General features: G+C 69.0%; 9 protein-coding genes. 8 read left to right on the top strand and 1 reads right to left on the bottom strand.

Features of this window, described 5'->3' with window-relative positions:
* Positions 1 to 473: 473 nt before the first annotated feature.
* From AB0I89_RS10310 to AB0I89_RS10295, 4 genes are all read left to right on the top strand, one after another.
* Positions 474 to 1,604 carry a LacI family DNA-binding transcriptional regulator gene (locus AB0I89_RS10310; RefSeq protein WP_357123188.1) on the top strand — a complete coding sequence of 377 codons (1,131 nt, stop codon included), beginning with the start codon at positions 474 to 476 and terminating at the stop codon, positions 1,602 to 1,604.
* Positions 1,605 to 2,083: 479 nt separating this feature from the next.
* On the top strand, positions 2,084 to 2,269 hold the full coding sequence (locus AB0I89_RS10305) for a hypothetical protein (protein WP_357123185.1): 186 nt from the start codon (positions 2,084 to 2,086) through the stop codon (positions 2,267 to 2,269).
* Between the two features lie 29 nt (positions 2,270 to 2,298).
* On the top strand, positions 2,299 to 4,434 hold the full coding sequence (locus tag AB0I89_RS10300; protein ID WP_357123182.1) for a beta-galactosidase: 2,136 nt from the start codon (positions 2,299 to 2,301) through the stop codon (positions 4,432 to 4,434).
* A gap of 204 nt (positions 4,435 to 4,638) precedes the next feature.
* Positions 4,639 to 5,349 carry a helix-turn-helix domain-containing protein gene (locus tag AB0I89_RS10295; protein WP_357123419.1) on the top strand — a complete coding sequence of 237 codons (711 nt, stop codon included), beginning with the start codon at positions 4,639 to 4,641 and terminating at the stop codon, positions 5,347 to 5,349.
* Here the strand turns inward: AB0I89_RS10295 and AB0I89_RS10290 are convergent.
* Positions 5,331 to 5,909: a dihydrofolate reductase family protein gene (locus tag AB0I89_RS10290; RefSeq protein WP_357123179.1), complete on the bottom strand. Its 579-nt coding sequence runs from the start codon at positions 5,907 to 5,909 to the stop codon at positions 5,331 to 5,333. The genes AB0I89_RS10295 and AB0I89_RS10290 overlap by 19 nt on opposite strands.
* A gap of 564 nt (positions 5,910 to 6,473) precedes the next feature.
* Between AB0I89_RS10290 and AB0I89_RS10285 the strand changes: the two genes are divergently transcribed.
* The 4 genes from AB0I89_RS10285 to AB0I89_RS10270 all read left to right on the top strand — a co-directional run bounded on the left by AB0I89_RS10285 (position 6,474) and on the right by AB0I89_RS10270 (position 12,552).
* Positions 6,474 to 9,365, top strand: a complete 2,892-nt coding sequence (locus AB0I89_RS10285; RefSeq protein WP_357123176.1) for a glycoside hydrolase N-terminal domain-containing protein — start codon at positions 6,474 to 6,476, stop codon at positions 9,363 to 9,365.
* 497 nt (positions 9,366 to 9,862) lie between these two features.
* The gene (locus tag AB0I89_RS10280; protein WP_357123173.1) at positions 9,863 to 10,756 is read left to right on the top strand and encodes an alpha/beta hydrolase; all 894 of its coding nucleotides are present in this window, start codon (positions 9,863 to 9,865) and stop codon (positions 10,754 to 10,756) included.
* Positions 10,753 to 11,385, top strand: coding sequence for a TetR/AcrR family transcriptional regulator C-terminal domain-containing protein (locus tag AB0I89_RS10275; RefSeq protein ID WP_357123170.1), 633 nt, complete (start codon positions 10,753 to 10,755; stop codon positions 11,383 to 11,385). Before AB0I89_RS10280 ends, AB0I89_RS10275 begins: the two co-directional genes overlap by 4 nt.
* Before the next feature lie 213 nt (positions 11,386 to 11,598).
* Positions 11,599 to 12,552 carry a DUF5954 family protein gene (locus AB0I89_RS10270; RefSeq protein WP_357123167.1) on the top strand — a complete coding sequence of 318 codons (954 nt, stop codon included), beginning with the start codon at positions 11,599 to 11,601 and terminating at the stop codon, positions 12,550 to 12,552.
* The last annotated feature ends 395 nt before the right edge of the window (positions 12,553 to 12,947 follow it).

Below are 12,947 nucleotides of genomic sequence, written 5' to 3'. Positions count from 1 at the left end.
CAAATCTGCCGGCGTCGCCGACCACCCGGGAAGGGTGGTTACGGCCCAGATACATAGATATGTATTAATGGGTGTCTGGAGCGTGAAGTCAAGGTTTCAAGACGGTTACTTCCTGCTCCTGATGCCTCACAAGCCTCGAGTGGCTGCCGATGAGTACGACCCCTTTGGAGTGCCAGGGCATCGCGCTCAGGCACTCCGTGTCGCCGACCCACCGCCGCAGCGTCGATCGAATAGCGAACCGATTCGCCTCTGCGGCACCCGACCGCGTGACATATGGACAGCACTGTGGTCCTCGGCGAAGTCGGCGGGCGACGCGGCCTGACTTGTTCGGTTCGAAACTGAAGTTAGGCTGCTGGCAAGGAACGTGCTTCGCCAGCGTCACGGGCGGGTTACGGGAACTTAACGGTGAGTGTCTGACTGCGTAGACATGACTACGCAAACATACAGGACTATGGCCGGCGATGGGAGATGCCGTGACGCGATTGGCGGGGCCGGGTGGAAGCCCTCCGACGCCGCGCAGCGTGGACGTCGCGCGGCTGGCCGGCGTCTCCCAGAAGACGGTGTCCAGGGTCCTCAACGACGAGCCGTATGTCTCGGCCGACGTGCGCCGGCGGGTCCTGGACGCCGCCGAGGAGCTCGGCTACCGGCGCAACCAGGCGGCCCGGGCGCTGGCCTCCGGGCGGACCCGGTCGATCGGCGTGGTGACGCTCGGCAGCGCCTTGTACGGGCCGGCGTCGTGGCTCATGGGCATCGAGCGGGCGGTCCGGGAGGTGGGCTACACGCTGCGGGTGGCCACCACGATGGAGGGCGACCCGGGCGGCATCGCGAGCGCCCTGGCGTCGCTGCTGGACCAGGGCGTGGACGGCGTCATCATCTCCGAGCCGATCGACGAGGGCGTCGGCCCCATCAGCGTCGACGTGCCGGTCCTGGTCCTCGGCGCGCCGCCCACCTTCACCGCGCGGCAGGTCGTGACCGCCAGGGTCGGCGCGGGCCGGCTCGCGCGGGCCGCGACCGAGCACCTGCTGGAGCTGGGGCACGCGACCGTCCATCACCTGGCCGGCCCGCAGCGGTGGTATTCGGCACGGGACCGTCTCGCCGGCTGGCGCGAGGCGCTGCGAGCCCACGGCGCGGACGAGCCGCCGGTCGTCGAGGGCGACTGGTCGGCCGCGTCCGGCTACGCGGCGGGCCGGCAACTGGCCGGCGACAGCACCGTGACCGCGGTGTTCGCCGCGAACGACGACATGGCAATCGGTCTCATCCGCGCGCAGCTCGAGGCCGGGCGCCGCGTGCCCGAGGACATCAGCGTCGTCGGGTTCGACGACATCCCGGTCGCCGCCTACGTCACTCCCCCGCTCACCACCCTGCGGCAGCCGTTCGACGAGGTCACGCGGCAGGGCCTCGCGCTGCTGGTTCAGGTCATCGAGAAGCCGGACGTCGAGCTTGCACCGGCGGCCGACCAACCGGTCGAGCTCGTCGTCCGCGCCTCGACGGCACCACCGCCGCCCCGGCCGATCCCGGGACGTGGCCGCCGAGCGATCCCCCAGCCCACGGTGGCCCGCACGGTCAGCCCGCCGGCAGCGAAGTCGCATCCGCCGCGCCCGTGATCAGCGTCGATTTGTCCACCTACGGCGGCACGTCACCCGAGGCCCGCACGGCCGTCGCCGACCAGCGGCGGTAGCACCCGCGCGGACGCACACCTCTCGATACCCCCTGTCCCCAACACGCCGTTGCCCGACGCGCCGGTCCCGCTACCCTTGCGACGGGAGTTGACCATGGCCACATCGTCCCCAACAGTCCCCGGTAAGCCGCCGAACCTTGCTTGCCTCGGCCGCAGCGGTGTCGTCGAGTGCGGCGCTGGCCGCGTGCGGCGGCGGCGGTACCTCCGCCACCGCGGCGGTGAGCCAGGCCGACATCGACAAGGCGATGTCGACCGCGACCGAGCTGACGTTCTGGGCCTGGGTTCCGGACATCACGCAAGAGGTGGCGCTGTTCGAGCAGAAGTACCCGGCTGTCAAGGTGGCCAACGCCGGTCAGGGCGCCCCGGAGTACACCAAGCTGCGCACGGCGTTGCAGGCCGGCACGGGTGCTCGCGACGTGGGGCCTCGCCTCCTGCGCCTCCCGGATCGCAGGGGGCGGACCCACGAACAGCGACACGGTCGTACTCGTGGTGACCGGGTCCATGCTCTCGATCGTCCCGTTCGTCGTGGCCGTCCTGCTCCTGCGGCGGTACTGGCAGAGCGAGCTGGCCACCGGCAGCGTCAAGCAATGACCGACCGCTCCACCTCGGAGGTTCCCCCCATGGCAGTGCTCCCCGCCCGCGTCCTCTTCGGCGCCGCGTACTACGTCGAGTACCAGCCCTATGAACGACTCAAGACCGACCTCGACCTGATGGTCGACGCCCGCTTCACCGTCATCCGGGTCGGCGAGTCGGTCTGGTCGACCTGGGAACCGGAGAACGGGCGGTTCAACCTCGAGTGGCTCCAGCCGGTGCTCGACGGCGCACACGAACGCGGCATCTCCGTCATCCTCGGCACGCCCACCTACGCCGTGCCGCCGTGGCTCGCCCGGCAGTACCCGGAGATCGCCGGCGAGCGGGCCACCGGGCAGCGCATCGGATGGGGCGCGCGGCAGGAGGTCGACTTCACCCACCCGGGCTTCCGATTCCACGCCGAGCGGGTCATCCGGCAGATCGTCGGCCGGTACGCCGGCCACCCCGCAGTCATCGGGTTCCAGGTGGACAACGAACCCGGCAACGAACTGCTGCACAACCACGGCGTCTTCCAGAGATTCGTGGACCACCTGCGCACCACCTACGGCGACGTCGAGACCCTCAACCGCGAATGGGGCCTGGTCTACTGGTCGCACCGCCTCTCCACCTGGGCGGACCTGTGGACCCCGGACGGCAACGCCCAGCCCCAGTACGACGTCGCCTGGCGGGCGTTCCAGGCCCGCCAGACGACCGAGTTCATCGGCTGGCAGGCCGGCATCGTCCGGGAGTACGCGCGCGGCGACCAGTTCGTCACCACGTGCATCGCCTACGGCCGACCCGCGGTGCACGACGACGAGCTGACCGAAGGCCTCGACGTCGCCGCCGGCAACCCGTACTACGTCATGCAGGATGCCCTGGCGCTGCCGGACCGCGACCACGACGACGTCGAACAGCACGGGAAGACCACCGGGGTATGGGCGCTGTACCAGAGCGCAGACCGCATGTTCTCGTCGCGCCAGGCGCCGTTCCTGGTCACCGAGACCAACGCCATGTCCATCGGCATGCCGTGGGACAACCGGCCGGCGTACGACGGCCAGTGGCGGCAGGCGGCCTGGGCGCTCGTCGCGCGCGGGGCGCAGATGATCGAGTACTGGCACTGGCACACGCTGCACTTCGGCGCGGAGACCTACTGGGGCGGGATCCTTCCGCACAGCGGCCGGCCGGGCCGCACGTACGCGGAGCTGTCCCGCCTCGGCGCGGAACTGGACGCCGCCGGCCCCCTCGTCGCCGCCCTCGAACCCGACGCCGACATCCCGATGGTCTACTCGATGCCGAGCAACTGGCTCATGCAGAAGTACCCGCCGCTGTCTGCCGCGGACGGTGGACCGGACGCCGCGGCGTACCACGGCATCTTCGACCCCTTCTATCGCGGCGCATTCGACGCCGGCCGGCAGGTGCGCATCGTCCACGCCGGGCAGTTGCACGACCCGAGCGGTGAGCGGACCGGCCCAACGCCGGAGTCGGCCGCGCGACGGCATCCGGTCCTGGTCGTCGCGGCGCTGTATGTCGCCGACGACGCGACGCTCGACTGGCTCGCCGCCTACGCGGCCGCCGGCGGCCACCTCGTACTCGGCCCGCGGACCGGCTACGCCGACCACGAGGCCCGCGCGCGACACGAGCCGGCGCCCGGACGGCTCGTCGAGGCCACCGGAGTCCGCTACGAGGAGTTCAGCAACCTGGTGCGCGATGTCCCGGTCCGTGCCGCCTCGGGCGGGCCGCTCGACCTGCCGGAGCGGGCGGCGGCGACGCGCTGGGCCGACGGCCTCACCGTCGTGGACGCCGATGTGCTCGTCGAGTACCACCATCCGCACTTCGGCCGCTGGCCGGCGGTCACTACCCGCCGCCACGGCGCGGGCCGGGTCACCTGCGTCGGCACGGTACCCGGACGCGACCTCGCCCAGGCCCTCGCCGCATGGCTCGCGCCGGTGCCGACCGGCGGATGGCGCCGCCTCCCGGCCTCCGTCACGGCCACCACCGCCACCTCCCCGGACGGGCGCCGGGTCCACGTCGTGCACAACTGGAGCTGGGAACCCGTCGCGGTCGAGGCGCCGGTGCCGCTGACCGACGCCCTGAGCGGTGCCGCGGTCGCGCCGGGCACGGCGGTGCACCTCGGCGCGTGGGACGTGCGCGTCTTCGCGGCGGCCGGAACTGAAGCTTCTGGCTGACCCGCCGCGGGTGAATCGCGGATCAACGAAGTCGATCGTCGCGTTGCCGAGGGTCCGCGCTAGATCAGGACCTTTGGCGCGACGTCGGCGAAGAGCCCTGGTGGCGTCGAAGTGTTCGCGTCGGCCGTGGTAGCGGGCCTTCGGGATCACGCGCAGCTTTCCGAGGTCTCTGGATTGTCGCGTGCGGGCGACTACCCTGCTCGTGTGACTCTGCTACTCGAGACGCGTCCGTCCGACTCGCCGTGGGTCGAGTCCGTTTGGACCTCGACGAGCGAGCAGGTCTTCGAGATGACCTCCGTCGCGGCGGTGCGCTGGGGTCTGGTGTTCTGGCAGCGCGAGGGCAGGTCCTACGCGAGCGTCACGGGTCCGGAGAGCAGGTCCAGCATCGCGCCCGTGCCCGACGGCGCGACGTTTCTCGGCATCGACTTCGCCTTGGGCACGTCGCTGCGGACCATGCCTACCCGGGCGCTGCTCGACGGCGGCATCGAGCTGCCCGACACCACACACCGGACCTTCCGGCTGGACGGCGCCCGGTGGGAGATCCCATGCCCCGACGATGCCGAGGCGCTCGTCACGCGTCTGGTCCGCGCGGGAGCCGTAGTCCGTGATCCGGTCGTCACCGAGGTCCGGCGGGGGCACGTTCCCAAGGTCTCGGAACGCACCGTCGAACGCCGGTTCCGCGCGGCAACCGGGCTGACCCAGGGCACTGTGCGGCAGATCGAGCGTGCCAGGAAGGCATCGATCCTGCTGACCGCCGGTATGCCGGTCGCCGATGTCGTCGCCAGACTCGAATACTTCGACGAGCCGCACCTGGCCCGTGCCCTGCGCCAATACATCGGGCACACGGCACGGCAGCTGCGGGAAGGCGTCCGTGGCGCGATCTCGCTGGACCTCAATCAGCGAACGACGTCGTAGATCAGCTTGACCACACCGTTCGGATAGGCCTCAGACTCGCGTAGACGAAGCATCTGCTTGTCGTTGTCTGCCCGGCTGAACAGACTCTTTCCGGCACCGAGTAGCACCGGGAAGAGCAGTAAGTTGTACCTGTCGATCAGTCCCGCGTCCGCGAGGCGGCGAGCAAGCGCAGCGCTCCCGTGTATGAAGATCGCGCCGCCGCCGCTCTTCTTGAGTTCCGCGACGTCATGAGTTGAGCGCAGGATCGTCGTCGGGCCCCAGCCGTCGAGGAGCGCGTCGTCGGCCAGGGTGGTCGACAGAACGTACTTCGGCAGTTCCTTGTAGGCGGCATGGTCCGGCGAGTCGCGCCAGACCGGCGCGAACAGCTCGTAGCTGTGCCGGCCGAACAACAGGGCGGTCGTGTCCTGCAACTCCTCATCTTTGAGCGAGAAGACCTCGGGCAGGACCTCAATGTCCTTGATCACCCAGCCGCCGCTGCGGTGCTCCTCACCCGGGCCGCCACCCGGGGAATCCAGCACGCCGTCGAGCGACATGAAGCCGGTGTAGACAAGATCGCGCATGGCGACACCCCCTGGTAGATCAAACACAAGCTGGTCCGCCCAGGGTAAGAAACGCCACCGCCCATCGTCTTGGACGGAAACGACACCCGCGGAGCCGTCAGCACGAAAGAGCGTCACCAACAGGGCCATGGACCGGCAAGATTAGTTGCCACGCACTCACATCGGCACGTCCGGATGCCTCACCCGGGCGTTATCTGGCTGCGCTCCGTGACGCGCAGGACACGGCAGATCCGTACCCGCACGGACCCCGCTGGCCAGGCGTGTCAGAGCGGATCCAAGAGCAGCACGCCATCCGGTGAGTAGACGAGCACCGCCCTGCAGAAGCCACGTAGCGGCGCACCCGTCGCAGCCCCACCCGCGCGAGGTTGACCAGGAGGATCACGTTGCCGTGCGACCTGGCATGACGAAGATGTTTCATTGACGTGAACCAATGCTGACCCTACTGTTGTCGAATCGATTCGAACACGCGGACCCGCGGCCTGTAGGCAGACCCGACCGGGCTGCAGCAGCGCCGGGGCCATGTCGCACACAACGCTTGAGCCTCGGTGTCGAGAGGAACTTCTGATGACGGACCTGCCCGTGAGCCGTAGGCGCCTGCTCGCCACCGCCGCGCTGAGCGCCGGCTCGGCGGCCGTAATCCCGGCCGTGGGTGCCGGACGGGCCGCCGCCGCTGCGCCTCAGGTCACGCTGCCCGAGCGGGGGATCTACGACGCGACGGCGGCGACAACCTGGACGGACGGGTTTCTCACCGGCAACGGCGAGTACGGCGCCGTCCTGTACGGAACGCCGACCCTCGAGAAGGTGATCTTCAATCACCACCGCTTCGTACTGCCCAACAGCAGCCGGGGTGTGACCCCGCCAGTAATCTCAGGGCGGCTGGCCGGCGTGCGCGACAAGGCGCTGGCCGGGAACTACGGCGGAGCCAACACGGACTTCGCGGCTGGCTGGAACCTGCGCTGGACCCAGACCTACCACCCCGGCTTCGAGTTGCAGATCAGCACGCCAGGCATGACAACGGTCAACGGATACGCCCGCACCACCGACTTCCGGACCGGGGAGGTCAACTCCACCTGGATCGACAGCTACGGCACCTGGACTCGCCGCGCCTTCGCCTCCCGAGCCGACCACGTCGTCGTACACGAACTGACCCCGGCATCCGGACGATCCATCGACGCGACGCTGAGCGCCAACACATCCCTCGCGGGCGTCCCCGGCTCGGTCCGTTTCACCACCCTGGCCAGCGTCATTGACGGCTCCGGCTACCTGAACCTGCGAGGCGCCTACCCGTCCGGACAGGGCGCGTTCGGCTTCGAGGGCGTCACCCGGGTCGTCGCCAGCGGTGGCACGGTAGCCGCGAACGGGTCGACCATCGTCGTGACCGCGGCAACCAGGCTCCTCCTGCTGACCAAACTCGACCGTTACGAGTCCCCCACGGCCTGGGACAGCAAACCGTTGCACGCGGCGCTGGCCGCGGTGCGCGCCGACTATGCCGAGCTACGGACCCGGCACGTCACCCTGCACGCGGCGATGTACGACCGCTCCCGCCTGGACTTGAACGTCTCCGCCGCCGACCGGCAGCTGTCGACCACCGAGCTGATCGCCCGGCAGAACGCCAATCGCAACACCATCGATGTGGCCCTGCTGGAGCGCCTCTACGACAGCGGCCGTTACCTGTTCATCAGCTCCAGCGGCGTCCTGCCGCCGCGGTTGACCGGAATCTGGGCCGGCACCTGGAACGGCGCCTGGGCCGACGATTTCACCACCGATGCCAACATCAACCTGCAGGTCGCCGGCGGCAACATTCTCGACCTCACCGATGCCATGCAGGGCTACTTCAACCTGATCCTCGGCCAGCTCGCGCACTGGCGTACCAACGCTCGCAACCTGTACGGCGCCCGCGGCTTCCTGGCCCCATCGCGAACCGATGGCGAGTACGGACACATGCTGCACTTCGACGCCGGCTTCCCCGGCCAGTGCTGGACCGGTGGCGCGGACTGGCTGCTCTACCCGCTGCTGGAGTATTACCAGGTCACCGGGGACCGGACGTTTCTGGCTGAGAAGCTGGGACCGGCACTGATGGAGCTAGCACTGTTCTACGAGGACTTCCTGACCCGCACCGATTCGGCCGGCCGTGTGGTCTTCGTGCCGTCGTTCTCGATGGAGAATTCGCCGGCCAGCACGAACGTCCTGCTGGCGATCAACGCCACCGGCGACATCCAGGCCGGCAGACACGCCCTGCGGGCGGCTGTCGAGGCCGCCAACGCGCTCGGTGTCGAGCAGGGCGCCGGTCAAGGTGTCGCACGCTGGACGGCCCTGCTGGCGAGGATCCCGCCCTACACGGTCAACGGCAGCGGCGCCCTCGCCGAATGGTCCTGGCCGGGACTCACGGACCGCTACAACCATCGGCACGTCCATCACCTGTACGGCGCGTGGCCCCTGCACGAGATCAATCCCGAGGAGGCGCCCGGTCTGGTCACCGCCGCGCTCAGGGCCCTGGCGCTGCGCGGTGACGAGAACACCTCAGCGCACGGCAGCCTGCATCGAGCCCTTGCCTCCGCTCGGCTGAAGGACGCCGCCGGCGTCTACAACAACCTCCGGAAGATCATCGGCAACAACATGATCTTCCGGTCGCTGATGACAGCACACAACCCGAACCTGGAGACCTACAACGCCGATGCGGCAAACACGCTGCCGGCCGTGCTCAGCGAAGCGCTCGTGTACACCAGGACCGGTGTCATCGAGCTGCTGCCCGCCGTGCCCGGCCAGCTCGCCAAGGGCACCATCACCGGGGTCCGCGGACGCAACCAGGTCCGCATTCACAGCCTCTCCTGGGATCTGCCTGGTCGCTCAGTAACCGTGGCACTCACCTCGACGATCACCCAGGCGATTACCCTCATCAGCCGGCGCGGGATGGCGTCCATCACCACTTCCGCGACGGTCACCCCCTCGCCGCTCGGCCCGCATGCCCGGGTGATCTCGATGACGGCCGGACAACAGATACAGGTCGTCGTAGGTCTACCAGCCGCCGCCGGCGGCGGCGTCGTTCGACTGCTCAACCGGCGCAGCGCAAAGGTGCTGGACGTCAACGGCGGCTCCACCACGGACGGGGCAACTGTCATCCAGTGGCCGTGGACTGGCGCGGCCAACCAGCAGTGGCGACTGCTACCCAACAGCGATGGCTCATTCCGTCTGTCCGGTGTCAAGAGCGGGAAAGTCCTCGACAGCCCAGGCGGCTCCGGCCAGGGCGCGGCACTCGTTCAGTGGGCCGACAACGGCGGACGTAACCAGTGGTGGAACCTCGTCCCGGCAGCGACCAGCGGATACTACCGGCTCGCCAACGTGAGCAACGGCTGGTGTGTCGGGATCGAGGGCGGCTCCACCGCAGACGGCGCCAGGGCGGTCCAGCAACCCGTCAGCGGCGAGATCAGCCAGGAATGGCAGATCCTTGATGCCTGAGGCGGATGGTCAGAGGCACTGGTCGCAGCGGCTCCGGGCGATGGGCCGCCAGCACCTCAACAGCCACCGACGATCGTGCAAGCGGTGAGCGCACACCCCCAATGGCTTCGCCGAGCGCCCGTACAACACCTCACCCAACGGTCGATGACCGTCGATCGCCGCGGTGTCGTGCCGGGAGACATGGTTGTCGCGGAGTGAGCGGCTCAGCCCGCCGCAGGCTGCTTGTGTCTGATCTCTTCGAGCTCCCACAAGCCACGGATGTGGGCTCGGTTACGAGCCGTGCTGGTCGGGACGACAGCATCGCCGCGGTCCGGAGGGCAACACCTTGACCTTCGGTTGTTTCGGTTTTCGCGGCAGATGAGCATGCGTCTCGTCGGGGGGAAGCGGGACAGCGAGCAGGCCATCCCGCCTCGTCTTGAGATTTCGTCTACACCGTAGATAGAATCTACGACGTAGACGAGGCGTACGGTGGTCGCGAACTGACAGGGGCGGCGAGCATGACTTCGGAATATGTGACAGTTCCCGGGGCTCGGCTCTACACAGAGCGGGCAGGCTCCGGCGCTCCGCTGCTGCTCATTTCGGGCGGCGGGGGCGATGCAGGAATGTACGAGGAGGTCGTCCCGCTTCTCGCGCGCCGGTACACGGTGTTCACCTACGACCGGCGGGGCAATTCGCGCAGCCGGTTCACCGACCCGCAGGCACCGATCGGAGTCGCTGCGCAGGCGAGCGACGCCGTCGCGGTCCTGGACCATTACGGGGTGAAGAAGGCGTACGTCTTCGGCGGCAGCGGCGGCGCGATCATCGCACTCGAGGTGCTGGCCAACCACACCGACCGGCTATCCGGTGTGGTGGCGCACGAACCACCGCTAGTCTCGCTCCTCCCGGACGACAGCGCGGAGCGGCGGGCGCTCGCCGAGATCGCCCGGATCGCCCGAGAGAAGAGCCCTTTGCGGGCGTACGCGGCCTTCGGTGCCATGACCATGGACGACCCGCCCTGGCTGTTCCGCTCGACTGTGGGACAGGCCCTGGTCGCAGCCGCCTCCCGGGCCGCTCTACCGGTCGGCGCGGCCGTGCGCCGGGTCACCGGCCGCGAGCCCAGCTCGATGACGCGCCAGTTGGGCAATGCCGACCTGCTGCTGCGGCGGGAACTGCCGCTCATCGGCCTCGACTACCACCCGGACCTGCCCGCGCTGCGCGAGGTCGCCGTGCCCTGGCGGCTGGCCACCGGCCGGGACAGCGTCGGCAAGCCGTACTACCGGCCGGCGCACATGCTCGCCGAGCGGCTCGGCGTGCCGTGCGAGGAGTTTCCGGGTGGACACACCGTCTACCTCGAACAGCCAGACAGGTTCAGCGAAACCCTCGAGAGGATCCTCGAAGGATTCCCCAGGTGAGCACACCCGCCGTGCCGCCGCCCCCGACGCGTCCGACACTCAACCGCGAGTACCTGGCCACAGCCGCGCTCGCGCTGATCGACGCCGAAGGGCTGCGCAAGTTCTCCATGCGTCGCCTCGGTGCGGTCCTTGGCGTTGACCCGATGGCCGCTTACCGCCACTTCGCGGATCAGGAGGCGTTGTTCGACGGCATCGCCGAGGTGCTGTTCGTCGAGATGGACACCGACTCACTGCCATGGCAGGCGCCGTGGCCGGAACTGGCCGCGCAGTACTGCCGCCGCCTGCGCGACGTGCTACTACAGCACCCGAACGCCGTTCCGGTGTTCGCCACCCGACCCGTGCGGTCGTCTGCGTCCATCGATATGGGTGTCCGCGCGGTGGAAAAGCTGCAGAACGCCGGCCTGCCGCCCGCCACCGCCTTGCGGATCCTCCGATGCCTGCGGGAATTCACCATCGGGCACGCGCTCAGCGTGGCCATCCTTCAAGCGGGCGCACAGTCACGAAGCAGGAAACCTGACAAGGGCAGCTCGCAATACAACCTGTTGGCTCAGGCAGCCGACGAGACCACACCGGACGACCATTTCGAACCAGGCCTGCAAGCTATGCTCTGCGGCTTTCAACACTCCTGACCTCACCACCTGGACCGAAGCTCAACCGTGACCGATCAACGCCCTGGGCTCAGCAGATCGTCCACCCGCTCCCGGCAACGGCGTCGCCTATCTCGGTGACACCCCAGGCACATACTTCGAGAACCCGGACGCGGCGCGCGGCACCGATGACGCCGCTGCGGTGATGGCGCGCCCTCGTGACACGGGCCATCGAGCCGTCGCACAATCCGTGGCATGAGTGCCGACGAAGTGCAGCCGCCGGTAATCCTGCGGGTACAGCAGCCCACCGACCCAGTCGGCGCGGTCACCGAGGAGGACGCGGCACGGCGAGCGGCGGCCTACCCAATGACACGCATCGGCGCCCCCCTGTTCGGCCACGCAGTGCAGGTAGATGACGGGCGGTGGCAGGTGTACGCCGTCGTGTCGGATACGCCACAGGCCGCCCGGGACGAGCTTGCGCACCACCTCATGGAGCAGCTCGACGAAACCACTGACCCCCCGCGGGCTGCGGAGTTGACCACCGCGCTCGACGTCCTGGACCGGGAGAAGGTAGACGAGGTGGTGATCAACGGCCGCGTGCACCGCGTCGTGCGGGTGGACACGTTCGCGCGGTTCGGCCCGGACGGGCCCGAACCGCCCCGACCCACCGACCGCGACCCCCGCAACGCCGAGGACCACGACAGCTTCCTCACCCCAGAGATCGTCATCGACCCAGACGCGGCGACCGGGCCGAGTGAGGCGATGCTGCGGGCAGAGCTGACGACCGCGCACTACCCCCGGGCCCAGGTGCCCGCCACCGTATATGCCGAGAGCGTCGCCGCCATCGCCTCTCACCCAGTCGGCGTCATCCTGCCGACCCGCTACGCCGCAGCCGAATCTGTAGCAGGGTCGTGGCGGCCCTACAGTCGCGCGGTCGCCACACCGCAGCTGGCCCGCGACGAGATCACCTTCGGCCTGCGTCACATCGAACCGCGTCTGCTGAGGCTGACCGACGACCAGACAGCCGCCTACCAGCAGACCGCCGACGACCTCGATACCAATCCCGTCGACGACGTCACCGCGCTGGGACGCCATTTCCGGGTCACCCGCATCGAGACGCTGCTGCGCATGAGCGCCAGCGGCCCGGAGATGCCCCGACCATCGGACCCCGATCCAGACCAGCCTCCGGGCGCGGGCCGCCAGCGCTAAGACCAGCAACGGCAACACTTCAGGCCCTGGACATCGTTCAACCGGCCGCCGAGAGCCGCTTCGCCCCCCTCGACGTCGACCGGTCTGGCACCACCAACTCCCGGACAATGAGCTGCGGCTGCTGACACGACCAGCGGTGCGACTGACGACACGGCGCCGAACTGGTGTAGGCATGATCCGAGAGCGCATGGCTGGGGAGGTGGCATGCCGATGGAACCCGAGATCGTCGGGTTGCCCGTCAGGTCTGGGGCCTGGCGGCCGCGGACCGAGACGGGCCGATCTATCTGACCAGTTATGCGGGCCGCAGCCCGAGCACCCGCAACCTGTACACCACCGTCCTCACCGCGGTCGATTTGAGCGGAGCCACGCTCTGGCAACGCACATTCGCAGGCCAT

The sequence above is a fragment of the Micromonospora sp. NPDC049801 genome, assembly GCF_040656575.1.
Lineage (GTDB): Bacteria > Actinomycetota > Actinomycetes > Mycobacteriales > Micromonosporaceae > Micromonospora.
Note: the sequence above shows the minus strand (reverse complement) of the source record. Positions and strands in the feature narration are given on the sequence as shown.